The following is a 24,621-nucleotide window of genomic DNA, read 5'->3' as shown; positions in this document are numbered from 1 at the left end:
AGCTGATCACAATGAAACACGCACTCTCCCTGCCCGCCGTCGTGCTGGCCTCCGTCCTGGCCGCTTGCCAGGCGTCGCCACCGCCCACGGCGGCGGAAATCGAAGCCGTCGCCATGCATGCGCGCCAGGCGGGCGACCTCCAGGCCGAGCGCAAGGTGCGCAGCTGGGCCGGCAAGGACATGCCCGTCGCCGAGCGCGAACTGGCGCTGATTTACCAGCCCCGTACCGAACGCCGTGCCGAGGCCTTGAGCCTGTTCGAACAGGCGGCCCGCGCGGGCGACACGGAAGCGGCCTTCGAGCTGGGCCAGATGCTGCGCGCGGCCACGCCGGCCCAGGCCTGGCTGTGGTACCGCCAGGCGGCGCAGCAAGGCCACGCGAAGGCGGCCCTGATGCTGGGCTTGCTTGCCGCGAATGGCGAAGGCGTGCCGAAAGACGCCGTGACCGCCGCGCACTGGCTGGACAAGTCCAGCGAGCTGGGCAATCCACACGCCATGTTCCTGCTGTACAACGCCTACCGCGAAGGCCGCGGCGTGCCGCGCGATCTGGTAAAAGGTCGCGAATTGCTGGAAGAAGCGGCCCACCACGAATACCCGCCCGCCATCCAGGAACTGGCCATGACGGTGCAAGCGGACGACGCCCTGCGCGCCGGCCACCTGATGAAGGAAGCGACGGAGCACCGGCACAATAACTGGAACAAGTTTTAATCCAGGTCAAGGCCGGCCCATATTGCCAAATGGAATGCTTACCGGTGGCATAAGCTTGCCTGGCACGGACAGGTGTTCGCGCACAACTTCATCGCGAGGCAGGCATGGCAGATCACCGGTTGGGCCCCATGACAAAGAGCGACTTGCAGTTCAGCTATCCGGATGGCCCGGCGGCCGGCGACGACCCGGCGCAGCGCGGCATCCCCGACAGCAGCCTGCTGAACCGCCACGAATGGTATGAAGTGCTGTACAGCTGCAACAGCTGGTCCGGCGGCAGCCTGGCGACGGCCTTGAAATGCGAACGCCTGATCCAGCGCCACTTGCCCGCCGACATGCGCGGCCATGCCGCCGTGCTGACGTGGCTGCGGGCGAACTGGGCCCAATATCGCTGATACCGCCAATACATATCGCCAATACGTCGGAAAATCACGCTGCGCTTTGCGCCAGGTCAATCGTGTTGGGCTGGACAAGGCCGAGAGGCTATGATTGGCAAGCCGCTTCCCCGGACGCGGCGGGGCTGTTGCCGGCTCCGAAATGGATTACACTGAATTTGCTTTTTAGAAATTTGTTACTCTGGACCAGCCTCGGTGAGCACGTCGTACACGCTCAGCCCAGCCAGTGTTTGGGTAGGCCCTGGCTCGTCCGTTGACCTCCCCTATAAAGAAAGAGTCCAATGAAAAAGCTGACCACCGCCTTTGGCGCGCCCGTAGTCGACAACCAGAACATCCAGACGGCCGGCCCGCGCGGCCCCGCCCTGCTGCAAGATGTGTGGTTCCTGGAAAAGCTGGCCCACTTCGACCGCGAAGTCATTCCCGAGCGCCGCATGCATGCCAAGGGGTCCGGCGCGCACGGCACGTTCACCGTCACGCACGACATCACGCGCTACACGCGGGCGAAAATCTTTGGCGAAGTGGGCAAGAAAACGCCGATGTTCGCGCGCTTTTCCACGGTGGCGGGCGAACGGGGGGCGGCGGACGCGGAACGCGATATCCGCGGCTTCGCCCTGAAGTTTTATACGGAAGAAGGCAACTGGGACCTGGTCGGCAACAACACGCCCGTGTTTTTCATGCGCGACCCCTTGAAATTTCCCGATTTGAATCACGCCATCAAGCGCGACCCGCGCACGGGCTTGCGTAGCGCCAACAGCAACTGGGATTTCTGGACCTCGCTGCCGGAAGCCCTGCACCAGGTGACGGTGGTGATGAGCGACCGGGGCTTGCCGCGCAGCTTCCGCCACATGCATGGCTTCGGCAGCCATACCTTCAGCTTCCTGAATGCGCAAAACGAGCGTTTCTGGGTCAAGTTCACCTTTAAAACCCAGCAAGGCATCCAGAACCTGACGGATGCGGAAGCGGAGGCGCTGGTGGGCAAGGACCGCGAAAGCTCGCACCGCGACCTGTATGAAAGCATCGAAAACAAGGATTTCCCCCGCTGGACGCTGTACGTACAGATCATGCCGGAAAAAGAGGCAGGCACGTATCACCTCAACCCGTTCGACCTGTCGAAAGTGTGGCCGCACGGCGACTATCCGCTGATCGAGGTGGGCGTGCTGGAACTGAACCGCAATGCCGACAACCATTTTGCGGAAGTGGAGCAAGCGGCCTTCAATCCGGCCAACGTGGTGCCCGGCATCAGCTTTTCACCGGACAAGATGCTGCAAGGCCGGCTGTTCTCGTATGGCGACGCGCAGCGCTACCGCCTCGGCGTCAACCATAGCCATATTCCCGTCAACGCGCCGAAATGCCCGTTCCACAGCTATCACCGCGACGGCCAGATGCGGGTCGACGGCAACCAGGGCGGGACCTTGGGCTATGAACCGAACAGCGAGCAGGAATGGGCCGAGCAGCCCGATTTCCGCGAGCCGCCGCTCAGCATCGAAGGCGCGGCCGACCACTGGAACCACCGCGTCGACGAAGATTACTATTCGCAGCCCCGCGCCCTGTTCCGCTTGATGACCGCGGTGCAGCAGCAAGCCTTGTTCGACAATACGGCGCGCGCCATCTCGGGCGCCTCGGAGCAAGTCAAGCAACGCCACATCGGCAACTGCACGCTGTGCGACCCCGCCTATGGCGCGGGCGTGGCCGCAGCGATCGGTCGCCTGAGCCCAGGCTGACAGTAAACACGGAAGGCCTGGCGACAGGCCTTCTGCCACCATCCGCGGCCTGGTACCCCCGCCGCCAGGCCGGCTGGCCTAGCGGCGCTGGATATCGATCTGGCCCGTGATGCTCGTTTCCACCGGATAACCCTCGACCTGCAACGGCACGCGCCGCTTGACGGACGAGTCGCGCAAGTACACGACGAGCGCTTCCTTGCCCACGGCCGTCTGCCCCAGGCTGACGCCTTCCACGCCGTCGATGGCCATCAGCGCCCGCTCGTTGCGCCGCCTGGCCGCTTCCAGGCGGCCCTGAGGTGCGGCCTGGGCATGCTGCCCCAGGCCCTGTCCAGGGGGGGCATCCGGCAAATACGGCATGGCGGCGTCCTCGAAGACGGCATATGGCGATTGTGCGAACTTACTGTTTGACATGACACACCCTCCTGATATGACAAACCCTCCCGATGCCTTGCATGATACACCCGGCCAACCGGCGCTGCAGCACGCTTCGCCGGCCAAGAGCATGCGCGACCGCCGCCCTTGAGCAAGATCGTCATCGTGCAAAAAACAGCGCCGGGCAAGGCGGCGCGGGGCCGCCCGGCCGGCTCCTAAGGCGTGCTCAGGTGTACAAATTGATGTCGAGCGCCACCACCACGCGCCGCATCTGGTTGGCAAACGTGATATTGCCGCCGCCGGCAAACAGCAAGCCGACGGGATTGCGCTGCTGGTTCCAGGTCCAGATGGACGAGCCGGAATCGCCGCCCGCGCTGAACGCCCCGCTGACGCCCGTGATGGCGATCTGGTCCTGGAACAGGGCGATCCTGCCGCCGCCGTAATTGACGTTGATGGTGGCGCCCAGGCCCGTGATGCGGCCCTGCGTCAATTGCGTCGTGCGGCCGGACTTGCCGACCATCATGCCCAGTGCGGGCGCCACGAGCGCATTGCTGATACGGAAGTAGGCGGGCACGCCGCCGCTCAGGTAGACCAGTTCCGGACGCACCCTGTCTGGCCAGGCCCAGCCGGTGGCGCAATCGACAAAATTGACGCCGCCGCTGAAATTGATGGGCACGAAGCGCTCGAGCACGGCCACCTGGTCTTGCGGGCAGCGGCCGCCGTCGATGGGGCCAGGCTGCACGATACAGTCGTTGAACACGCCGCCGTTGGAATTGGCCAGCACGTGATTATTGCTAAGAATCATCAGGCGGCTGTTGCGCGGCGCGCTGCGCCCCACGGCCAGGCAGCCGATGGTGCCGGCCGTGATGCGGAAATGCCCGACCGACACGCCGCCCGGCGCGGGGCGCAGGCGGAAACGGTGGGGCTGCGCATCGATCACGCCCGTGACGACGATGTTGACGGGTACCTTGTCGCTGGCCACGGCGCGCACGCCCATGGCCCCCACGATGGCAGCCTTGGCGCGGTCGACGGAAGTGGGCTCGGCCACGTACAGGGTCAGGGCCGGCAAGCCCGGCTCGCCGGACGAGCTGTCGCTGGCGCCCTCGCCCAGGCCGATGGACACGCCCTGGATATTGCCGCTGTCGCTGAAGGCGTCGGCCGCGCGCGCGCCGCCCGCTTGCGCGATGCTTTGCCGCATGCCGTCCTCGATGCTGCGCTTGATTTCCAGCAATTCCATGCTGACGCCGCTCAGGGCGTCGGGCACATCCGCGACGGACGCGCTCTCGATCGTATTGTCGTCTTCGCCGGGGACGGAAAATTGGCCGACGGCCTCTTCATCGTCCGCGCTCTGTCCCCTGCCGCTGCTGCCGGGCGGGGCGCTGAAACCATTCTCGTTGCCTATCATCGTGTTCTCCTCGTGGGTCGCCGCAAGCTTCCAGTGTGGACGGGCTGCGCGGGCCGGTATTGATCTGGATTGAACCGCGCGGATGCCAGGCTACCCTGCCCCAATGGGGGCCAGCGAGTACAAAAATAGTTCCCTCGCCAATGTTGAGCGGGATCAGGCGTGCGGGCAGAGGCGCCGCCGTATACTTGGCCGACAGGCTGGAACCGGGCCTGCTCCACGGCAGCAACGCCAGCAACAGCAAGGATGGGGAAACAATGACGAGCCCTGCAATAACGAGCCCTGGTATGACACGCCAATCCGACGACGCCCCTGCGGCAGCGGCCTCAGCCGGCGCCAATACAGCCGCCGACAATACGACGGACGCCGGTGGCGCGGCCCAGCATGCGGGTTTCGTGCACGGCATGGCGGCCTGCGCGGAAAAACACCGCATCACTCCCTGGCGCGGCAGTTTTGCCGACTTCCTCGAGCAAATCCTGCCCGGCCGCGCCGCCCTGCTGACGCGCAGTGCGCACCAGTACCTGTGGGACATGATGCGCTGGAATGGCCAGACCGACGGCAACGGGCGCTTCCGCTGCCGCCTGTTCGACGACGAGCTGTTCGGCATCGACGAGGCGATCGACCGGGTCGCCGCCTACTTCAAGGCGGCCGCCGCCGGCTCCGAAGTGGGCCGCCGCATGTTGCTGTTGCTGGGCCCGCCATCGGGCGGCAAGTCGACCATGGTGATCCTGCTCAAGCGGGGCCTGGAAGAATACAGCCACAGCAGCGAAGGCGCGCTGTACGGCATCGCCGGCTGTCCCGTGCACGAATCGCCGCTGCACCTGGTGCCGCACAGCATGCGCGCCGACTTTCGCGCCAGCTATGATGCCGAACTGCAGGGCGAACTGTGTCCACATTGCCGCGCCCGCCTGGAAGAGCAGTATGCGGGCGACTTCCTGCGCATGCCCGTCGAGCGCATCCATTTATCCGAAGCGGGCCGCTGCGGCATCGGCACGTATGCGCCGCACGATCCCACGACGGCCGACCTGGCCGACCTGGTCGGTTCCGTCGACCTGTCGAAAGTGGCGCAATACGGCGACGAAGGCGATCCGCGCGCCTGGTCGTGGTCCGGCGCCGTGTATGCGGCCAGCCGCGGCATGCTGGAAATGATCGAAATCCTCAAGGTCAAGCGGGAATTCCTCTACTTGCTGCTGACCTTGACGCAGGAAAAGAATGTCAAGGTGTCGCGCTTCCCCCTGATCTACCTCGACGAAACCATCCTCGCGCACACGAATCTGGCCGAATTCCGCAAATTCCTGCAAGAGAGCGAAAACGAGGCGCTGCTCGACCGCATGGTCATCGTGCAAGTGCCCTATACGCTCAATTACCGCGAAGAAGCGCGCATTTACCGCAAGCTGATCCTCGCGGCCGCGCCCGCCTTCCGCGACGTGCACCTCGATCCGCACGTGCTGCATGCGGCGGCCGTGTTTGCCATCCTCAGCCGCATGCCCGAGGGCGAGGACAAGGAGGCCGAGCTGGTCAAGAAACTGCGCATCTACGCGAACGAAGATGTCGACGACTTGCAGCCGGCCGACCTGCGCCGCATGCGCGAGCGCGACAAGTCGCCCGACGAGGGCCTGTCGGGCGTGTCGCCCCGCTTCGTCATCAATGCCCTGTCGCATGCCATCATTTCCGCCCAGCGCAACAGCCTGTCCACCATGGACGTGCTGCTGGCCCTGAAAGACGGCATCGAAAACGATGCGCGCATCGAACCGCGGCGCAAGCGCAAATGGGTCGATTACCTGGTGCTCACGCGCAAGGATTTCTATAACCGCTGGGTCAAGGCCGACGTGCACAAGGCCTTGTTCGTGTCATTTGAGCAAGAAGCGCAAGACTTGCTGAACAAATATCTCGATGAAGTCGAAGCCATGCTCGACAACCGCCAGATCCGCGATCCCATCACCAGCGAAGAGCGCCGTCCCGACGAGCGCTTCCTGCGCGCCGTGGAAGAGAAAATCCACATCAGCGACTCGGGCAAGCAATCTTTCCGGCAAGAAGTGGTGCGCAAGGCCATGAGCGCCTTCAAGCGGGGCGAAGCGTTTGGCCTGGCCAGCCATGCGCCATTGCACGACGCCATCCAGCAATACCTGTTCGAACAGCGGCGCGACGTGCTGCGCCTCGTCGGCTCGGCCAAGCGGCCCGACGACGACGTGCGGGCCAGGATCTCCGCCGTCGAGCAGCGCCTGGTCGACGAATATGGCTATGACGCCCATAGCGCGCGCGAAGCGCTCAACTACGTGACCACCTTGCTGGCGCAGGAATAGCCATGGCCGCCACCACGACGCCAGCCAGCGGCACCCAGGATGCCCATCCGACCTGGGGGGATTCCACGGACCCCGCAGGCGCGGCGGCGGGTGGCGCGCCAGCCCTGGCCCGGCCCTGGTATGCGCTGTTCTCGCGCGGCGCGCGCGACTGGCTGCGCCACAACCAGAAAGTGCGCGAAGCCGTGCAGGCGCACTTGCCCGAGCTGGTCGCCACGCCCGACCTGATCGGCGGGCCGCAGCAGCGCACGGTGCACGTGCCCATGCGCCTGCTCGAACATGCGCGTTTCCGCCTGGCGCCCGCGCGCAGCAGCTTGGGCGCGGGCCAGGGGGACGGCCAGCCCGGCGATATCCTGCGCCCGGCCCGGCCCGCCGCCACGGGCGGGGCCGGCACGCAAGGTGACGGCGGCGATGGCGAGGGGGCCGTGCGCCTGCTGCTGGAGTTTCCCATCGACGACATACTCGACTGGCTGTGGGACGCCTTCGAGTTGCCGCACCTGACGCCACGCCACCTGGGCGCCATCGACGACGTGCGGCTCGTGCGTAGCGGCCTGGACCGGCATGGTGCCCGTTCGCGGCTGGACCGGCGGCGCACCGTCAAGGAAGCCATCAAGCGGCGCGCCCTGCAAGCGCAGCCAGTGCCCTTTACCAATGACGACTTGCGCTACCGCCAGGTGCTGCCGCAACCCCGGCCCAGCACGAACGCCGTCGTGTTTTTCGTGCTGGACGTGTCGGCCAGCATGGCGCAGCCCGAGCGCAAGCTGGCCAAATCGTTCTTTTTCTTTGCCTTGCAAGGCTTGCGCCGCAGGTATGCGCGCGTGGAGACGCGCTTTATCGCCCATACGACGCGGGCCTGGGAATTTTCCGAAGCCGAGTTCTTCCAGGTCAATGGCATGGGCGGCACCATGGCGTCCACCGCGTTTCGCCTGAGCCGCGAATTGCTGCAGGAACACTACGCGCCGGGCCGCTACAACGCCTATCTGTTCTATGCCTCCGATGGCGAAAATTTCAGCGAAGACCGGGGACCGGCCAGCGTGGCCCTGGGCGAACTGGCCGGTTTGCTCAACTATATGGGCTATGTGGAAACCGTGCCCGGCGTGCCGCGCAGCCTGGAAACTGAAATGCACAGCTTGTTCGCCGAGCAGGAACGGCGCGGCTTACCCTTGCACAGCAGCATCCTCGGCAAGAACGACGACGTGTGGGAAGCCATCCGCACCTTTTTCCGGCACGAGGCGGCCGATACGGAGGACGCGGCATGACGCGGCATGACGCCCGGCGCCACGCCGACACGGCCGATATGGCCGATATGGCCGATACGGCGGACATGGCGAACACAATTGGCCTGGACGGCTACGCGGCGCGCATCGAAGCGCTGGCGCGGCAGCTGGGGCTGGCGTTCGCCCCCGTCGAGTTCGAGCTGGTGCCGGACAGTTTCATGGCCGAAATCGCCATCTATGGCTTGCCCGTGCGCATGCGCCACTGGTCGTTCGGCGTGCGCTACATCCACCAGCTCGTGCATCAAAAGATGGGCAACTCGCATATGTTCGAAGTCATGTTTCCCGGCGACCCTTGCCATGCCTACATGGCCGAACACAATTCCTTGGCGGAAAACACCCTCGTCACGGCCCACGTGCTGGGCCACGCCGATTTCGCCAGCCGCAACGCCCTGTTCCTGAGTTTCGGCGCCATGGCGGGCCAGCACATCCTGGAACAGAGCGCGGCGCGGGCGCAACGTCTGGAAATGGCGCTGCAACGCCACGGGCAGGAACAGGTGGAGGCCGTGCTCGACGCGGCACTGGCGCTGGAGCAGCACGTGGACATCCACGCCGAGCTGCACCGCCCGCCCTATGCCGCGCTGTCCGGACCGGCCTGTGTCGCCGGCAGGCGTGGTGGCGCCGGGGGCGACGATCCGTTTGCACGACGCTACCGGCGCCTGCCCGGCGAAGCGGCCGCGCTGGCGGCGCGCGAGGCGGCACGGGCCCGCGTGACGCAGCGCCCGCTCCTGCCGCCGCAGCCCGAGTACGATTTACTCTGGTTCATCGCGCAACATGGGCCGGACCTGGCCGACTGGGAGCGCGATATTTTCCTGGCCGTGCGCGAAGAGTCGTTTTACTTCTATCCCGTGTACGCCTGCCAGATCATGAACGAAGGCTGGGCCTCGTACTGGCATGCGCGGCTGCTGCGCGAAGCGGATTTCCTGCCGCCGGCCCTGTACCTGGCCGCCCTCAAGTCGCACTCCGACGTGGTGCGCCCATACGCGGGCGAGCACCAGCAGGCGCTGGCCGTCAATCCCTATCACCTGGGCTTTTGCATGTGGGAACACATCATCGAACGCGAAGGACTGGCGCGGGCGCGCCAGATTTGCCGCGACGACGATGACTGCAGTTTTATTCGCAACTATCTGGATGCCGAACTGGCTGACCGCCTGGGCCTGTTCGTGCATGAAAGCCGCCGCGACGGCGAAACACGGCTGGCCAGCCGCGACTTGCGGGTCATCCGCGAAGCCATCCTGGCGCCCAAATACAACTATGGCGCACCGTGCATCGCCGTCACCCTGCTCAACGACGACGGCAGCCTGGTGCTGCGCCACGACCACCTGCGCGATGGGCGCGGCCTCGACCTGGAGCGGGCGGAACAGGTACTGGCGTATATCGCCCGCGTCTGGCGCCGTCCCGTCACCCTGCATACGGCTGACTTTCGGGGCACGCCAAGGGTTCTACGCAGCAAGAGCGACGGCGTACTCGAGCCGCCCGCACCGACAGCGTCAGCAACAACGTCGGCAACGCCGACAGCGCCGCCCACGCAACGCTGAACGCCAGGCACCAGGCACCAATCGGTCTGGCGGTCTGGCGGTCTCGCGGCCGGGCGGCAGGCGGACGGATAGCGAGCCTGCGCATCTGGCATGAGCATCTGGTAGACATATCTGGTATGGGTATCTGGTGTGGGTATCGGGTATGTGTATCGGGTATGTGTATCTGTATCTGATATGTATGTCGGCATGCATATCTGGCAATGAAAAGTTGCCGATGGCCAGTGCCGGACGCGCACGCCGCCGGCCGCCTGCGCGCGTACCGCAAGCGCGGCCGGCACGTGCCTGCCTGGCCAGCGTGTTTTTCAAGCCCCGTCCGCCTGCGCCACATACCAGGCGATGGTGTGCCGCAGACCTTGCGCCAGGTCGTGCGTGGGCGCATAGCCGAGCAAGCGGGCCGCCTTGGCAATGTCCGCCTGCGAATGGCGCACGTCGCCGGCGCGAAACTCGCCGTACTGCGGCGCCTGCGGCACGTGTTGCGGGCGGGCGGCAAGCAGCATCTGCTGCATGGTGGCGTGCAGCTGCGTCAGGCTGGTGCGGGCGTTGACGGCCACGTTGTAGACCTGGTTGACGGCCGCCGGGTCGGTACCGGTGGCGGCGAGGATATTCGCTTGCACGGCGTTGTGCACGAAGCAAAAGTCGCGGCTGGTGGCGCCGTCGCCGTGGATGTGCACGGTCTCGTTGTCCAGCATGGCGGCGATCCAGCGGGGAATGACGGCAGCGTAGGCGCCCAGCGGGTCTTGGCGCGGACCGAAGACATTGAAGTAGCGCAGCCCCACCGTCTGCATGGCGTAGCAGCGCGCATACACTTGCGCATACAGTTCATTGACATATTTGCTTAGGGCATATGGCGACAGGGGCGCGCCGATGTGTTGTTCCACTTTCGGCAAGTCCGGATGGTCGCCGTACGTGGCGCTGGAAGCGGCATACACGAAGCGCCGCACGCCCGCCTCGCGCGCGGCGGCCAGCATGTTCAGGAAGCCGCTGACATTGACGGCGTGGCAAAGCAGCGGGTCTTCCAGCGAACGGGAGACGGAACCGAGCGCCGCCTGGTGCAGCACATAGTCGACGGCAACGCCGTCACCGGCGCCGGCGCCGGGACCGTCCGGATCGTCCGGATCTGCACGGCCGTCCGGAGGTTCGCTGCCGCCGTCGCTTGCACCGGCGGCATGACCCGCATGGCGCCCGGCATGACCGGCATGAGCGGCGCCGATGCTGGCGATGTCGGCACCTGCACCTGCGACGCCGCCAGCGCCTGCCACGCCAGCGCTTGCCCCGCACGCGCGCGCGCACGCCTGCGGGTCGCGGATGTCGCCTTCGATGAAGGTGAAGCGCCGCCACGCTTGCTCGCCCACGCTGGCGCGCACCTGCTCCAGGTTGTGGCGGTGGCCCGTCATGAAATTATCGAGGCCGCGCACTTCCTGCCCCAGGTTCAGCAGGGTTTCCAGCAAGTGCGAACCGATGAAGCCGGCCACGCCCGTCACCAGCCAGCGGCGCGGCGCTTGCGCCAGCCGTTCGCAGGCCAGCGCGTACGCGCCGGCAGCCGGGCCGCCAGCGAGAACGCCAGTGCGAGCGCCAGCGGGGCCGCCTTGCGCCGCGCCCGCCGCCCGATCGAAGGCACCGGCCGCCATCACAGCCGCCACACGTGCAAGCCGCCGTCTTCCAGCGGACGGGGGTCGAAATGCGATTTAATGTCGATGAAGCAACCGTTTTCCAGCACCTTGGCCTGGAAATCCGCCAGCGGCCGCGCCAGCAGGGCCTGGTGCGAGACGGCGCTGATGATGGCCTCGGCCCGCGGCAACTGCTCCCAGCGTTCCAGGGTCAGGCCGTATTCTTCCAGCGCTTCGCGGCCATCGGCCACCGGGTCGTGCACGTGCACCTGCACGCCGTACGATTGCAGTTCGTGGATCATGTCGACCACTTTCGAGTTGCGCAAGTCCGGGCAATTTTCCTTGAAGGTCAGGCCCAGCACGTTCACGTGCGCTCCCTTCAGCTTGAAACCTGCCCGCACCATTTCCTTGATGGTCTTTTCCGCCACGAACTTGGCCATGCCGTCGTTGATGCGGCGCCCGGCCAGGATCACGTGCGGGTGGTAGCCCAGCATTTCCGCCTTGTGCGTCAGATAATAAGGGTCGACGCCGATGCAGTGGCCGCCCACCAGGCCGGGACGGAACGGCAGGAAATTCCATTTCGTGCCCGCCGCCTGCAGCACTTCCAGCGTGTCGATGCCGATGCGGTCAAAGATGATGGCCAGCTCGTTCATCAGCGCGATATTCAGGTCGCGCTGCGTGTTTTCGATCACCTTGGCCGCCTCGGCCACGCGGATGCTGGACGCCCGGTGCACGCCCGCCTCGACCACGCCTTCATACAGGGCGGCCACCTTGTCGAGCGTGGCGGCGTCGTCGCCCGAGACCACCTTGCGGATGCTGTGCAGGGTATGGTCGCGGTCGCCGGGGTTGATGCGCTCGGGCGAAAAGCCCACGTGGAAGTCTTCCTTCCAGCGCAGGCCCGAATGCTGTTCCAGGAGGGGGATGCAGATTTCCTCGGTGGCGCCCGGATACACGGTGGACTCGTAGATGACGATGGCGCCACGCCGCATGTGGCGGCCCACGGCCGCGCTGGCGCCGGCCAGGGCCGAGAAATCGGGATTGTGCGCGCTGTCGACGGGCGTGGGCACGGCCACGACGATGAAATCGGCCAGTTGCAGCTCGGCCGGATCGCAGCCGACGCTCAGCCCTTGCGCCGCCAGCAACTGTTCATGGCTGACTTCGCCCGTCGGGTCGATGTGGCGCCGGTAGCTTTCTACCTTGCGTGCCGACAAGTCAAAGCCTATCGTGCGCTGGCGCATGCCGAATGCCACGGCCAGCTGCAAGCCCACATAACCGAGCCCCACCACCGCCACCACGCCCGCCTTGCCATCCACCTTGCTATCCGCCTTGCTGTCCATATGCATGTGCTCCGTAGGGTTGCGGCCTGAGCATCGCCGTCCGGGAAATTCTACGGTCGCCGGTCCGGCCATTCTTGAGCGGGAACAAGGAACGCGGGGCGGCGGTCGGCGGGCGCGCGGAGAATCGGCGGCTTGTTGAGCGCAATCAAGGAGAGCGGCGGCCATCTTTTTAAGCTAGGCCATGCCGATCACTCATGCACGCCGCTACCGGAGACTTCCATGGCCCGTTCCCTGCCCCGCCCTTTCCCCGGCCTGCCGGCCGCCGCGCTGTGTTGCACCCTGCTGCTGCCCCTGCTGACGGCTTGCCACGGCACGCAGAGCAGCGAGACCCTGCTGGCCGACGCGCAGCAATACCGCCAGAAAGGCGAGGCGCGCGCCGCCATCATCCAGTTGAAGAACTTGCTGCAAAAGGAGCCGGACAACAAGGCCGCGCGCTTGCTGCTGGGCAGCATCTACATCGACACGGGCGAAGCGCTGTCGGCCGAGAAAGAATTGCGCAAGGCAAAATCATTGGGCCTGGCGTCGCAGCAAGTGATGCCATTGCTGGGCAAGGCCTGGCTGATGCTGGGCCAGTTCGACAAGGTGCTGGCCGAGATCCCCGACGATGCGGCGCAGCCCGCCAGTGTGCTGGCCCTGCGCGGCGACGCCTTGCTGGCCCTGGGCCGTCAGGACGAGGCGCGCGCCGTGTACGCGCGCCTGCTGGAAGCCCATCCGGACCAGCTCGAAGCCTTGCTGGGCCTGGCGCGCCTGGCCGCGCTGCAACAGCAGGTGCCGGCGGCCGAGCTGCTGCTGGCGCAAGCGTTGAAAGGCGCGCCCGCCAACCTCGACGCCTTGCGCCTGCAGGGCGACCTGCTGCGCCTGCAAGGCAAGAATGGCGCGGCGCGGCTTGCCTACATGCAGATCCTCAAGATAAAACCGGACAATACCCAGGCGCACATCGACCTGGCCAACCTCGACATCCTGGAAAACCGCTACCTGGAAGCGGCGGCCCAGCTGGCCACGGCGCGCAAGACGGCGCCCAACAGCCTGGGCTTGCTGCAAACCCAGGCGCTGCTCGATTTTCGCGAAGGCAAGCACAAGGCGGCCTTGCAAGGCTTGCAACTGGTGCTCAAGGCGGCGCCCGACCACATGCCGTCCATCCTGCTGGCCGGCGCCGTGCAACTGGCGCTCGGCTCGCCGCCCCAGGCGGAAAGCTACCTGAGGCGCTTCCTGGCCGTGTATCCGCGGCACCTGTATGCCGTCAAGATGATGGCGTCGATCGAATTGATGCGCAACAAGACCGACGCGGCGATCGACTTGCTGCAGCCGATGCTGGCCGCCTTCCCAGAAGACGTGGAATTGCTGTCGCTGGCTGGCGAAGCCCACTTGCGCGCGCGCCAGTACGACAAGGCGACAGCGTATTTCGAACAGGCCAGCATCCTGGCGCCGGACACGGCCAAACTGCACGCGGCGCTGGGCATCAGCCGCCTGGGCCAGGGCGAGAACGGCCGCGCCATCAATGAACTGGAACGGGCCAGCATGCTCGACAAGAGCACGCCGCAGGCGGGTACCATGCTGGTGATGACCTTGCTGCGCAACAAGCAGAACGACAAGGCCCTGGCCAGCGTCAAGATGATGGAGCAACAGCAGAAAGGCACGAATCCCTTGCTGCTGAACCTGAAAGGCGGCGTCTACCTGGCCTTGCACGACTTGCCGGCAGCGCGCGCCAGCTTCGAGCAAGCGCTGGGCATGGACCCGGTCTACCTGCCCGCGCTGAACAACCTGGCGCAGATCGACCTGGTCGAGAAAAAGCCGGAGCAAGCCAGGCAGCGCTTCGAGCGGGCGCTGGCGAAGGCGCCGAAAAATGCCGACCTGTGCGCGGCGCTGGCCAAGCTGGCCGCGTCGCAGGGCAAGACGGACGAGGCGCGGCGCTGGCTCGAACGGGCCCACCGCGACAATCCCGACGCCGTCGCGCCGGCCCTGCTGCTGAGTAACTTTTACCTGAAGACGGGCGCGCCCGACAAGGCGCTGGAACTGGCGCGCACCCTGCAGACGGGCCATCCGGGCGACGCCGATGCGCTGGCCCTGCGCGCCCAGGTGGAATACAGCGCCGGCCTGGCGCCGGCCGCGCTCGACAGCTACATCAAGCTGGCCAGCATACAGAGCACGTCGGCGCCCTTGCAGATGCGCATCGCCAGCCTGCACATGGCGCTGGGCGACCATCACAATGCGCTGCAAGCCGTCAAGCGGGCGCAGGCGCTCGACCCGGCCCTGCTGGAAGCGCGCGTGGTGGAAGTGGCCATGCTGCTGACCCTGAACCGCCAGCGCGAGGCGCTGGCCGTGGCGCGGCAAGTGCAGGAACAGCAGCCGAAGCTGGCGGCCGGCTACAAGCTCGAAGGCGACGTGCTGATGGAACAGAAGCTGCCGCAGCAAGCCGTCAAGCTGTATCAGCACGCCTTCGGCATCAGTCCCATCGGCCCCTTGCAGGTGCAGCTGTACCGCGCCTTGCAGGCGTCGGGACAGGAGCGCGAAGCCGATGCGCGCATGGCCGCGTGGCTGAAAGAACATCCGGAAGACTTGCCGACGCGCACCTACCTGGCAGGCACCCGGCTGGCAGCCAAGCAATACCGCGCCGCCATCGAACAGTTCCAGTATGTCGTCGCCAAGGATGCGGGCAACGTGGTGGCCTTGAACGATCTGGCCTGGGCGTATCAGCAGGAAAAGGATCCGCGCGCGCTGGCCACGGCCGAGCAGGCGCTGAAGCTGGCGCCCGAGAATGCCGCCGTGCTCGACACCCTGGGCTGGATCGCGCTGGAGCAAGGCGACGTCAAGCGCGCCACGACGCTGCTGCGCAAGGCGGCGGGCCTGGCGCCCGCATCGCCCGAAGTGCAATACCACCTGGGCGCGGCCCTGGCGAAATCGGGCGACAAGGGCGGCGCGCGCAAGCAACTGGAACAACTGCTTGCCGCCAACAAGGACTTTCCGCAGCGGGCCGCGGCGCAGGCCTTGCTGACCCAGTTGTAGGCCATGGCTGTGCAAGCGGCCATGCCCGGCGTGGCGGCGCGGCCGCTGGCCCTGCTGGCGGGCGCGGCCTGCGTGCTGGCCCTGCGCCATTATCCGCTGGGCCACGGCTGGCCCGGCCTGTTGTTTGCCATCCTGCTGCCCGCGTATTTCCTGCTGCTGTGCTGGCGTCCCGCCTGCTGGCTGTTCTGCGTGCCCGCCCTGCTGCCCGTGCTGGACCTGGCCCCGTGGACGGGCTGGTTCTTCCTCGAAGAGATCGACGTGCTGCTGTTGCTGACGGTAGCCTGCGGCTATTGGCGCCTGGGCGGACCCAGCCAGCCGGCAGCGGCGCGGCTGTCGCCCGCCGCCCGCCTATGTTTGCTGCTGTGCAGCCTGGCCTGGCTGGCGGCGCTGCTGCGCGGCGTCCTGCCGCTGGCGCCGCTCGACCTGAATGCCTGGGATAATTATCTGAGCCCCTACAACAGTTTGCGGCTGAGCAAGGCCTGGGCCTGGAGCATGCTGCTGCTGCCGCTGCTGCTGCGCGACGCGCATCCGCACGCCCTGCGCCGCTACGCGCTGCCGGGCATGCTGGCCGGGCTGGCCATGGTGTCCCTGTTCGCCCTGTGGGAGCGGGCCGTGTTTCCCGGCCTGCTGAACCTGTCGAGCGACTACCGCATCACGGCGCCGTTTTCCGCCATGCACACGGGCGGCGCCGCGCTGGACGGCTACCTGGCCTTGGGCTTGCCCTTTGCGGGCCTGTGGCTGGCGCGCGCGCGCAGCCGCTGGCAGGCGGCGCTGGCCTTGCTGCTGCTGGCCCTGGCCCTGCACGCGGCGTTCACCACCTTTTCACGGGGCTTGTACGCGGCCCTGGCGGCGGCCATGCTGCTGGCCTTGTGGCAAGCCCTGCGGACGGCGCCCGGCGCGGGGCGGCAAGGGCGCGGCCGGCCGCCTGTGCGGGGCATCTTGCTCAAGCTGCTGCTGGCCGGCCTGGGCACCGCCCTGCTGCTGTACATGTTCAGCCTGGCCGGCTACCGGGGCTTGCTGGCCGCCGCCGTCCTGCTCGCCGCCAGCTTCGTGCTGGCGGCGCGGCCCCTGCCATGGCGCCTGGCGCCGGCCAGCCTGCTGTGTGCGCTGTGCCTGCAGGGTCTGCTGGCCGCCTGGTGGCCGGAACCGGCCTTTCAACCAACGGCCGGCTGGCTGAAAGGCCCGTATTTCCTGTTCCTGCTGGCCGCCATGCTGCTGACGGGCACCTTGTGGCCGGGCGGCGCCGGCGGCAAGGGTCCAGCCAGGCTGGGCCTGGCGATGATGGCGTGGACCATGCTGGCATGCAATCTCGCCTGGATAGGCTGGCACTGGGCCGGTCCACCGGCCTTGCTGCCGGCCGGCCTGGTCGTGCTGCTGGCCATGCTAATGCTGTGCAACGGGCGCTTGCACCCGCCGCTGTGGCGGCTGGACCGGGCCAGCCTCAGCATCGCGGGCGCGGCCGGCATCCTGCTGTTGCTGGCCATCCCCGTGTCGGCCAGCTATTACGCCACCGAACGTTTCGCCACCACGGCCTTCGACATGCAGGGCCGCTTGCGCCACTGGCGGCAAGTGCTGGCCATGCAGCCGCCCGACTGGGGCAACCGCCTGTTCGGCATGGGCAGCGGCAGCTTTCCCGCCACCTATTATTGGCACAATCCGGGGCGCGAGGTGCCGGCCAGCATCGCGTATGCAGAAGACAGGGACGCGCCCGGCAATTATTATGTGCGCCTGGCCAGTCCCGGCTACAGCGCCGGCTATGGCGAACTGCTGCGGCTGCTGCAACGCCTGCGCGTGCAGCCGGCCACGCGCTACACCCTGGCGCTCGACGTGCGCAGAAGCGGCCCCATGCCCGTGCTGCAGGTGCGTTTGTGCCAGCGGCAATTGCTGTATGCACAAAATTGCGTGGAAATCCCCCTGCGCCTGCGCCCGCCCCCGCCCGGCAATCCGCCGGCGGCCTGGCAACACTATGACGTGCCGTTCGACAGCGCCTGGCTGGGCGGGGGCGCCTGGCTGCTGCGCCCGCCCGTGCAGCTGGAACTGGCGGTCAGCGGCACGGCCGCCTCGTCCGTGCTCGACGTCGACAACCTGAGCTTGCGCGCGCCCGGCGGCGAGGAACTGATCGCCAACGGCCGTTTTACGCAGGCCAACAATTACTGGTTTTTCAGCAGCGACCACCATCACTTGCCCTGGCATATCAAGAGCATGGCGCTGCACCTGCTGGTGGAAACGGGCTGGTGCGGCGCACTGACCATGCTGGCCCTGCTGGCCGTGGCCGGCCAGCGCCTGCTGCGCCGCGCCGCGCGTGGCGAGCCGGGCGCGCTGGCCTGCGCCGCCGCCCTGCTGGGTTTTCTCGTCGTCGGCCTGTTCGACAGCCTGCTCGACGTGCCGCGCCTCGCCCTGCTGTGCCATCTGATGCTGCTGTGCGCGCTGCTGCAGCCCGCGCCCTGCCCGCCACCTCCCCACCTTGAAAGCGCGCCGCCATGACTACCCTGTTTTCCGCCCTCCTATTCTGCCTGGCCCTGGCCAGCGCGCCGTGCCGCGCCGATGCGCCGCTGGCGCAAACCATCGCGCGCATCAAACCGTCCATCGTCGGCGTGGGCAGCCTGCAAAAGACGCGCACGCCGCCGATGAATTTCATCGGCACGGGTTTCGTGACGGGCGACGGCTTGAGCGTGCTGACCTGCGCCCACGTGATCCAGAAATTGCTCGACGCCAATCCGAATGAAGTCATCGGCATCCTCACGGGCCAGGGCGAGGCGGCGCAATTTCGCCCCGCCAGGGTCCAGGCGGTGGACACGGAACATGACCTGGCCTTGCTGCGCCTGGCGGGCGCGCCCCTGCCCGCTCTGGCGCTGGGCGACGCGGCCACGGTGCGCGAAGGCCAGGCCATGGCGTTTACGGGCTTTCCGCTGGGCACCTTGCTCGGGCTGCACCACGTGACGCATCGCGCCACCGTGTCATCGCTGACGCCGGTGGTCATGCCCAGCGAAAACGCGCAGCGCCTCGACATCCGGCGCCTGGCGCAGCTGCAAAAGGCGCCGTACACCGTGTTCCAGCTGGACGCGACGGCGTATCCGGGCAGCAGCGGCAGCCCCCTGTTCGATCCCGAGACCGGTCTCGTCTACGGCATCGTCAACATGGTGTACGTCAAGGGCCTCAAGGAAGCGGCCATCAGTGCCCCGAGCGGCATCACCTACGCGATTCCGGGCAGCTACATGCAGACGCTCTTGCTGAAAAACAAATGAGTGATCAATTGCGCCCCTGCCTCAGCCGGTCCGTAATGCCGGGCTCATCCCATGTCGGAAAAAAAAAGGGGTAAAACGACCGTTCACCCCCATGCTGTTCCATCAGGCCACCGTATTTACGGATCTGGGCCCCCATGTAATCGAGGTCCAGCCGTAGCAGCACGGCCGGCGCCCCCACGCGCGTGCACTCGCGCTCGCCGCCGAAGTCCTGGAATCCCAGCATGCGCTTGTAGAACACCACGTGGCGCGGGTTGACTTCGATCACGTAATCCGTAAAGCCGTGAATATTGTGGGCATAGATATAAGAGATATGAATCAGCGCCGCGAACACGCGCTTGCTCACCCCCTTGTCGATGGCCAGGCGCGACGGTTCGCACAGGCGCCGGCCTTCCTCGCGCAGGATGTCGAGCTTGTCGCGGAAGTTTTCATCGGCCGGCAAGCCGGTCTCGTCATTGTCGAGGCACAGGGTCATGGTGCCGACGGTGGTGCCGGCCGTTTCCGCAAACAGCGTGATTTTATTCAGGGCATGCGCGATGCCGGGATCGACGGCATAACCGCGCCAGCCGTACATCTTGCGGATCAGCAAACTGGCCGCCTCACGCCGGCCGCGCGAATTGGCCATGCGGATATGAAAGCGCTGCAGGTCGAGCTCATGCTCCATGGCCGGGTCGATCTGCCCCTCGCCCACCACCAGGTCATTGAAAGTACCGGGCGTGTCGAAGGAAATAATGGGTTCATCTTCAAAGCTCATCTTGTCCTCACGTTCATCGGCCGCCGTCGAGACGGACTGAAGCCAATGCCTTGTGACAAGATAAAAACTGGAGAAGTTCCCGCGCCAGGCAAAAAAAACAGAAGAAATATGCTATTTAATAGCAAAATTGCATGCTGAAATTTGCCTGCAAGTACAAAATGACAAATATAAGTGCTGTTTTGATATTGCCGAGTCCGCTATTAAAAGAAGCTCTCCGGTATCAGCAGCACGTCGCCCGGGCGCATCATGACGTTGGCGGAAATATCGCCACGCTTCAAGAGGTCGTCGAGGCGCACGCCCAGCTGCTGCTGGTTGCCTTCCCGCATGCGGATGATGCTGGCCTTGTTGCCGGCCGCAAAATCGGTGATGCCGCCCACGGCGATGAGCACATCCATCAGCGACATGCCCAGCCGGTACGGCAGCGCCTGCGGCTTGGCCGCTTCGCCGATGACGCGGATCTGCTCGCCATACGGGCCCGAGAAATTGGTGACGATGACCGTCACCACGGGCTGCTGGATGAACTTGCCCAACGCTTGCTCGATGTCGCGCGCCAGCTGGGTCGACGTCTTGCCGCTGGCGGGCAAATCCTCGACCAGCGGCGTGGTGATCTTGCCGTCCGGCCGCACGGCCACCGTCAGCGACACTTCCGGATTGCGCCAGACGATGATGTTGACGGAGTCTCCCGGTCCGATCAGGTAGTCGTGCATGGGCGCGCTGTCGTCGGAGGGCGCCAGCGGATGGGACGTGCGGCAGGCACCCAGCAGGCCGGCGGCCAAGCCCAGGCCCAGCGTGTTGCAGACAAATGCACGGCGAAACGGATTCATGCGGAGCCTCTTCGAGTCGATGGCGCGTCCATGGCCGGCCGCGCAGAACCAGCCTGGGCCGCGAACTTCCTATGATTATTAAAACCCGGCAAGTCAACCTTGAGGCGTATCAAGAAGCAATCATCTTGGGAAATTTTGCCTCCCAGCCGCCCTATACTTTGCTTACTCAACAGGCAAGCATTTCTTGCAAGACGCCGTCGCCAGCCCATCGACCGTGCAGCACCGTCACCTGAAGGAAGCGACATGGAAGAATTGATACAGCAATTGCTTTCCAGCCTGAAAGGCATCTGGAAGTACCGCTGGCATGCGGTGCTGGTGGCGTGGCTGGTGGCCGTCGTCGGCTTCATCAAGGTGATCACCCTGCCCGACGACTTCCAGACGTCGGCGCGCGTATTTGTCGATACGCAAACCATCCTCAAGCCGCTGATGGCCGGCATGACCAGCGTGCCGAACACGGAACAGCAGGTGGCCATCATGAGCCGCACCCTGCTCAGCCGCCCGAACGTGGAGCGCGTCATGCGCATGGTCGACCTCGACCTCGATTCGAAGACCGTGCGCGAACACGAGGCCCAGCTCGACGACCTGATGAGCCGCATCAAGATCACGGGCACCAACGCGTATGACATCTACACGATCAGCTACAGCGGGCGCGACCCGAAGCTGGTGCGCGACGTGGTGCAAAGCCTGCTCACCATCTTTGTCGAAGGCAGTTTCCAGGGGAAAAAGGGCGATTCGCAAAAGGCGGTGCAATTCATCGACGAGCAGATCAAGAATTACGAGGACAAGCTGAGCGCGGCGGAAAACCTCGTGAAGGAATTCAAGATCCGCAACAATCTGCTGCTGCCGCGCCAGGGCATCGACTATGGCAGCCAGCTGCTGATGTCGTCCGATAGCCTGAACAATGCCAAGCTGGAACTGGTCGAAGCGGAGCAGGCCCGCAAGGCCATCCAGAGCCAGATCGAAGGCGACGAGCCCGTGCTCGACCTGGAGCCGAACGCATCGGCCATCGCGAATCCCGAACTCGACGAGCGCATCGCCACGCTCAACAAGAACCTCGACAGCCTGCGCATGCAATTTACGGAACTGCACCCCGACATCATCTCCTCGAAGCGCCTCATTGCCCAGCTGGAAGAACGCAAGATCGAAGAAAGCAAGCTGAAGACGGCGGCCGGCGACCCGGGCAAGAACTACAGCCCCATGCTGCAGCAGCTGAAGGTGGCGCTGACGGATGCGGACGCCAAGGTGGCCGCCATCCGCGCCCGCGTGCAGGAATACAACGCGCGCAATGAACGCCTGCTGGCGCAGAGCAATGCCGTGCCCGAGGTGGAGTCGCAGCTGGCGCAGCTGAACCGCGATTACATCATCAACAAGGAAAACTATGAAAAGCTGATCGGCCGGCGCGAAGCGGCCAAGCTGTCGGGCGAACTCAGCTCCACCACGGAAATGATGGCCTTCAAGATCATCGACCCGCCCACGGTGCAATATGCGCCCGTCGGCCCGAACCGCCCGCTGCTGTTCAGCGCGGCGCTGGGCGCGGCCCTGGTGGCCGGCGTCGCCACGGCCTTGCTCATCAGCCAGGTGCGTCCCACCTTCCTCAGCCCCGCCGAACTGCGCGACGCGACGGGCTTGAACGTGCTGGGCACGGTATCGATGAACTGGACGGCGCTGCAGCAAGTGCGCCGCCGCCGCGCACGCTATGGCTTTGGCGCCTGCCTGGGCAGCCTGTTCGTGCTGTACGGCGGGGTCATGACGGCCGCGCTGCTGAAATTCTAGATCCCAGGGAGCGACGATGAGCAGCAAGGACAGCGGCAAGCAGGAACCCACCATCCTGGGCGTGGCCGAGGCCGGCGTGCCGTACGGCGCAGCGGGCGCGGCGGGTGCGGATGGCGCGGACGCGGCCCGGTCGCCCCAGTACCGCCCCCTGAACCTGGCCCGGCTGGCGGAGCAAGGCATGCTCACGCAGGAAGGCGGACGCAGCTCGGTGGCCGAGGATTTCCGCATCATCAAGCGCCCGCTGCTGCGCCAGGCGCGCGCCAGCGGCACCGAGGCCATCCGCCACGGCAACCTGATCGTCGTCACCAGCGCCATGCCCGGCGAAGGCAAGACCTACTGCGCCGTGAACCTGGCCATGAGCATCGCCATGGAAATGGATATCACGGTGCTGCTGGTCGATGCCGACGTGGCGCGCCCGTCCGTGCTGAAGGTGCTGGGCCTGCCGCCGGAGCCGGGACTGATGGACGTGCTGCTCGACCCGCAACTGGCGATGGGCGACGTGATCCTGAAAACCAATGTGGCCAACCTGAGCATCCTGCCCGCCGGGCGCAGCAACAAGCATGCGACGGAATTGCTGGCCAGCCGCGCCATGAGCCGCCTGCTGGCGGAAATTGCCAGCCGCTACAGCGACCGCGTCGTCATCTTCGATTCGCCGCCCCTCTTGATCACCAGCGAGGCACACGCGCTGGTCGGGCAGATGGGGCAAGTGGTGATGGTGGTCGAAGCGGAAACGACGACGCAGCACGCCGTCAAGGAAGCGCTGCGGCAGATCGAGTCGTGCGAACACATTCATTTGATCTACAACAAGACCAAATCGTTCCCCGGCAACGACTACTACGGCTATGGCTATTACGACTAGCGGCCGGGTTCCGCTGCCGCTGCTGCCGTTCCTGTCGCTGCTGCTGCCCCTGCCGGCCGGCGCCGTCGACTGGCTGGTGAAACCGTCGCTGCGCCTGCGCGAAAGCTATACGGACAATGCCTTGCGCGCGCCGTCCGGCCAGGCGCAATCGGACTTCATCACGGAAATCGCGCCCGCCATCGCCCTCATCGGCACGGGCCCGCGCCTGCGCGTGCACCTCGATTACAGCTGGCGCAAATACCTGTCGGGGCAGCGCGCCGATACGGATACCCACGAACTGCGCGCCTCGGCCGACGCCGAGCTGGTGCAGGACTGGTTCTTCATCGATGCGGACGCCAGCGTGAGCCGGCGCAACATCTCGCCATTCGGCCCGCAACTGATCGACGGCCTGCCCGACACGGACAATGCCAGCACCGTGCGCACGACGGGCATCAGCCCCTACCTGCGCCACCGTTTCCGCGGCCTGGCCTCGGCCGAGCTGCGCTACACGCGCAACACGGTCGACAGCGGCGGCGACCTGCTCTCCGTGCACAGCGATGAACTGGAGTTGCTGCTCAATGGCGAGCCGCGCGGCAACGGCTGGACCTGGAACGCCAGCCACGACGTGCGCCGCACGCAGGACAGCAAGCTGGCGCCCGTGCGCATGCAGCGCAGCAGCGCGGGCTTGCGCTATCCCATCAACAGCAAGTGGGCGGCCACGGCCAGCGGCGGCATGGAAAAGGAAGGCTATCTGTCGACCAGCGGCAAGGCGCCGGCGGGCCGCTTCTGGTCGCTGGGCGGCGTGTGGACGCCGTCGCCGCGCACCAGCGTGGCCTTCAGCACGGGCAAGCGCTTCTTTGGCACCACCTACAGCCTGGACGCCACCTTCCTGCAGCGCCATACCAACTGGCAGCTGAGCTACGGCGAAAACATCACCACCATGCCGACGCAGTTTTCGCGCCTGGGCGACCGCGATGCGGGCCGGCTGCTCGATCAATTGTGGCGCGGCATCTTTCCCAATGCGCGCGACCGGCGCTTGCGCATCGATGCCTTCCTGCGTTACGCCAACAGCCTGGGGCCGGAACGGGGCGCCATCAATTACTTCAGCCACCGCTATTTCCTGCAAAAGCAGCTGAAGCTGACGATGGCGCGCGCCATGGCGAAAAGCACGATGATCGTCGGCGTCACGGCCGTCGACCGCACGGCGCAAACGGCCAGCGGCATCGACAGCGGCTTGCTGCCCGGCGTGGAGTTCGGCAGCGAAGACCGCACGCGCCAGGTCGGCGGCAACCTGGGCTGGGGCTGGCAAGCCAATTCGCGCACCACCGTCAATGTCAATGCCGGCTACGCCGGCGTGCGTTCGCTGAGCGCGCCCCGGCGCGACAACAACATCACCTTGACGGCCGGCTACACGCGCATCCTGCAGCCGGACATGACGGCCAGCATCGACGTGCGGCACACGCGGCACGCCAGCAACCGCGGCGGAGACTACCGCGAAAACGGCGTCAGCGCCACGCTCACCATGCAATTCTAAGGAGCC

Annotated in this window: 18 protein-coding genes; 12 read left to right on the top strand and 6 right to left on the bottom strand. The window is 66.0% G+C overall.

All coding sequences use genetic code 11. From position 1 onward, the window contains the following. Window positions 1–11 precede the first annotated feature (11 nt). The 3 genes from O0881_RS01935 to O0881_RS01925 all read left to right on the top strand — a co-directional run bounded on the left by O0881_RS01935 (window position 12) and on the right by O0881_RS01925 (window position 2,817). Complete coding sequence (locus tag O0881_RS01935) at window positions 12–704, top strand: tetratricopeptide repeat protein (RefSeq protein WP_289909868.1); 693 nt, start codon at window positions 12–14, stop codon at window positions 702–704. A gap of 128 nt (window positions 705–832) precedes the next feature. Then, complete coding sequence (locus O0881_RS01930; protein ID WP_289909867.1) at window positions 833–1,096, top strand: hypothetical protein; 264 nt, start codon at window positions 833–835, stop codon at window positions 1,094–1,096. A gap of 281 nt (window positions 1,097–1,377) precedes the next feature. After that, the gene (locus tag O0881_RS01925) at window positions 1,378–2,817 is read left to right on the top strand and encodes a catalase (RefSeq protein ID WP_289909865.1); all 1,440 of its coding nucleotides are present in this window, start codon (window positions 1,378–1,380) and stop codon (window positions 2,815–2,817) included. A 78-nt stretch (window positions 2,818–2,895) separates the two neighbouring features. Here O0881_RS01925 and O0881_RS01920 read toward each other — a convergent pair whose 3' ends face one another. After that, window positions 2,896–3,228, bottom strand: a complete 333-nt coding sequence (locus O0881_RS01920; RefSeq protein ID WP_289909864.1) for a hypothetical protein — start codon at window positions 3,226–3,228, stop codon at window positions 2,896–2,898. A gap of 187 nt (window positions 3,229–3,415) precedes the next feature. Next, window positions 3,416–4,594: a hypothetical protein gene (locus tag O0881_RS01915; RefSeq protein ID WP_289905039.1), complete on the bottom strand. Its 1,179-nt coding sequence runs from the start codon at window positions 4,592–4,594 to the stop codon at window positions 3,416–3,418. A 284-nt stretch (window positions 4,595–4,878) separates the two neighbouring features. On the opposite strand from O0881_RS01915, the gene O0881_RS01910 reads away from it, so the two are divergent. Genes O0881_RS01910 through O0881_RS01900 form a run of 3 tightly spaced genes read left to right on the top strand, consistent with a single transcriptional unit; the run spans window position 4,879 to window position 9,703 of the window. Next, window positions 4,879–6,894 carry a serine protein kinase gene (locus O0881_RS01910; protein WP_289909863.1) on the top strand — a complete coding sequence of 672 codons (2,016 nt, stop codon included), beginning with the start codon at window positions 4,879–4,881 and terminating at the stop codon, window positions 6,892–6,894. A 2-nt stretch (window positions 6,895–6,896) separates the two neighbouring features. Further along, complete coding sequence (locus O0881_RS01905) at window positions 6,897–8,150, top strand: DUF444 family protein (protein WP_289909862.1); 1,254 nt, start codon at window positions 6,897–6,899, stop codon at window positions 8,148–8,150. Beyond that, on the top strand, window positions 8,147–9,703 hold the full coding sequence (locus tag O0881_RS01900) for a SpoVR family protein (protein ID WP_289909861.1): 1,557 nt from the start codon (window positions 8,147–8,149) through the stop codon (window positions 9,701–9,703). Before O0881_RS01905 ends, O0881_RS01900 begins: the two co-directional genes overlap by 4 nt. Window positions 9,704–10,005: 302 nt before the next feature. On the opposite strand, the gene O0881_RS01895 is transcribed toward O0881_RS01900, so the two are convergent. Continuing rightward, entirely contained in the window at window positions 10,006–11,331 is a 1,326-nt protein-coding gene (locus tag O0881_RS01895) for an SDR family oxidoreductase (protein WP_289909859.1), read from the bottom strand. Next, window positions 11,331–12,653: a nucleotide sugar dehydrogenase gene (locus O0881_RS01890; RefSeq protein WP_289909857.1), complete on the bottom strand. Its 1,323-nt coding sequence runs from the start codon at window positions 12,651–12,653 to the stop codon at window positions 11,331–11,333. The genes O0881_RS01895 and O0881_RS01890 overlap by 1 nt, the downstream gene beginning before the upstream one ends. 213 nt (window positions 12,654–12,866) lie before the next feature. On the opposite strand from O0881_RS01890, the gene prsT reads away from it, so the two are divergent. The 3 genes from prsT to O0881_RS01875 are packed head-to-tail and all read left to right on the top strand — an operon-like array spanning window position 12,867 to window position 18,895. Beyond that, on the top strand, window positions 12,867–15,650 hold the full coding sequence (gene prsT, locus O0881_RS01885; protein ID WP_289909856.1) for an XrtA/PEP-CTERM system TPR-repeat protein PrsT: 2,784 nt from the start codon (window positions 12,867–12,869) through the stop codon (window positions 15,648–15,650). 3 nt (window positions 15,651–15,653) lie between these two features. Continuing rightward, window positions 15,654–18,134 (top strand): hypothetical protein, encoded by a 2,481-nt coding sequence (locus O0881_RS01880; RefSeq protein WP_289909854.1) that lies wholly within the window; start codon window positions 15,654–15,656, stop codon window positions 18,132–18,134. Continuing rightward, complete coding sequence (locus O0881_RS01875; protein WP_099668058.1) at window positions 18,131–18,895, top strand: serine protease; 765 nt, start codon at window positions 18,131–18,133, stop codon at window positions 18,893–18,895. The genes O0881_RS01880 and O0881_RS01875 overlap by 4 nt, the downstream gene beginning before the upstream one ends. Window positions 18,896–18,899: 4 nt before the next feature. Here O0881_RS01875 and O0881_RS01870 read toward each other — a convergent pair whose 3' ends face one another. Both O0881_RS01870 and O0881_RS01865 read right to left on the bottom strand, forming a co-directional pair. Continuing rightward, window positions 18,900–19,646, bottom strand: coding sequence for a long-chain N-acyl amino acid synthase (locus tag O0881_RS01870; protein WP_099668059.1), 747 nt, complete (start codon window positions 19,644–19,646; stop codon window positions 18,900–18,902). A gap of 200 nt (window positions 19,647–19,846) precedes the next feature. After that, window positions 19,847–20,470, bottom strand: coding sequence for an XrtA/PEP-CTERM system exopolysaccharide export protein (locus tag O0881_RS01865; protein WP_099668060.1), 624 nt, complete (start codon window positions 20,468–20,470; stop codon window positions 19,847–19,849). A 243-nt stretch (window positions 20,471–20,713) separates the two neighbouring features. On the opposite strand from O0881_RS01865, the gene O0881_RS01860 reads away from it, so the two are divergent. Genes O0881_RS01860 through O0881_RS01850 form a run of 3 tightly spaced genes read left to right on the top strand, consistent with a single transcriptional unit; the run spans window position 20,714 to window position 24,615 of the window. Then, a complete protein-coding gene (locus O0881_RS01860; RefSeq protein WP_099668061.1) occupies window positions 20,714–22,243 on the top strand; it encodes an XrtA system polysaccharide chain length determinant in 1,530 nt (509 codons plus the stop codon). 16 nt (window positions 22,244–22,259) lie between these two features. Next, window positions 22,260–23,102, top strand: a complete 843-nt coding sequence (locus O0881_RS01855) for an XrtA-associated tyrosine autokinase (protein WP_289909851.1) — start codon at window positions 22,260–22,262, stop codon at window positions 23,100–23,102. Further along, a complete protein-coding gene (locus O0881_RS01850) occupies window positions 23,086–24,615 on the top strand; it encodes a TIGR03016 family PEP-CTERM system-associated outer membrane protein (RefSeq protein WP_289909850.1) in 1,530 nt (509 codons plus the stop codon). Before O0881_RS01855 ends, O0881_RS01850 begins: the two co-directional genes overlap by 17 nt. Window positions 24,616–24,621: the final 6 nt, after the last annotated feature.

The sequence above is a fragment of the Janthinobacterium sp. SUN100 genome, from assembly GCF_030397705.1.
In the GTDB taxonomy this organism is placed as follows: domain Bacteria; phylum Pseudomonadota; class Gammaproteobacteria; order Burkholderiales; family Burkholderiaceae_D; genus Janthinobacterium; species Janthinobacterium kumbetense.
Note: the sequence above shows the minus strand (reverse complement) of the source record. Positions and strands in the feature narration are given on the sequence as shown.

What these genes read in the sequence shown, in the direction of transcription:
- O0881_RS01935 (WP_289909868.1), top strand. Translation starts at nt 12, where the DNA reads ATGAAACACGCACTCTCCCTGCCCGCCGTCGTGCTGGCCTCCGTCCTG.
- O0881_RS01930 (WP_289909867.1), top strand. Translation starts at nt 833, where the DNA reads ATGACAAAGAGCGACTTGCAGTTCAGCTATCCGGATGGCCCGGCGGCC.
- O0881_RS01925 (WP_289909865.1), top strand. Translation starts at nt 1,378, where the DNA reads ATGAAAAAGCTGACCACCGCCTTTGGCGCGCCCGTAGTCGACAACCAG.
- O0881_RS01920 (WP_289909864.1), bottom strand. Translation starts at nt 3,228, where the DNA reads ATGTCAAACAGTAAGTTCGCACAATCGCCATATGCCGTCTTCGAGGAC.
- O0881_RS01915 (WP_289905039.1), bottom strand. Translation starts at nt 4,594, where the DNA reads ATGATAGGCAACGAGAATGGTTTCAGCGCCCCGCCCGGCAGCAGCGGC.
- O0881_RS01910 (WP_289909863.1), top strand. Translation starts at nt 4,879, where the DNA reads ATGACACGCCAATCCGACGACGCCCCTGCGGCAGCGGCCTCAGCCGGC.
- O0881_RS01905 (WP_289909862.1), top strand. Translation starts at nt 6,897, where the DNA reads ATGGCCGCCACCACGACGCCAGCCAGCGGCACCCAGGATGCCCATCCG.
- O0881_RS01900 (WP_289909861.1), top strand. Translation starts at nt 8,147, where the DNA reads ATGACGCGGCATGACGCCCGGCGCCACGCCGACACGGCCGATATGGCC.
- O0881_RS01895 (WP_289909859.1), bottom strand. Translation starts at nt 11,331, where the DNA reads ATGGCGGCCGGTGCCTTCGATCGGGCGGCGGGCGCGGCGCAAGGCGGC.
- O0881_RS01890 (WP_289909857.1), bottom strand. Translation starts at nt 12,653, where the DNA reads ATGCATATGGACAGCAAGGCGGATAGCAAGGTGGATGGCAAGGCGGGC.
- prsT (WP_289909856.1), top strand. Translation starts at nt 12,867, where the DNA reads ATGGCCCGTTCCCTGCCCCGCCCTTTCCCCGGCCTGCCGGCCGCCGCG.
- O0881_RS01880 (WP_289909854.1), top strand. Translation starts at nt 15,654, where the DNA reads ATGGCTGTGCAAGCGGCCATGCCCGGCGTGGCGGCGCGGCCGCTGGCC.
- O0881_RS01875 (WP_099668058.1), top strand. Translation starts at nt 18,131, where the DNA reads ATGACTACCCTGTTTTCCGCCCTCCTATTCTGCCTGGCCCTGGCCAGC.
- O0881_RS01870 (WP_099668059.1), bottom strand. Translation starts at nt 19,646, where the DNA reads ATGAGCTTTGAAGATGAACCCATTATTTCCTTCGACACGCCCGGTACT.
- O0881_RS01865 (WP_099668060.1), bottom strand. Translation starts at nt 20,470, where the DNA reads ATGAATCCGTTTCGCCGTGCATTTGTCTGCAACACGCTGGGCCTGGGC.
- O0881_RS01860 (WP_099668061.1), top strand. Translation starts at nt 20,714, where the DNA reads ATGGAAGAATTGATACAGCAATTGCTTTCCAGCCTGAAAGGCATCTGG.
- O0881_RS01855 (WP_289909851.1), top strand. Translation starts at nt 22,260, where the DNA reads ATGAGCAGCAAGGACAGCGGCAAGCAGGAACCCACCATCCTGGGCGTG.
- O0881_RS01850 (WP_289909850.1), top strand. Translation starts at nt 23,086, where the DNA reads ATGGCTATTACGACTAGCGGCCGGGTTCCGCTGCCGCTGCTGCCGTTC.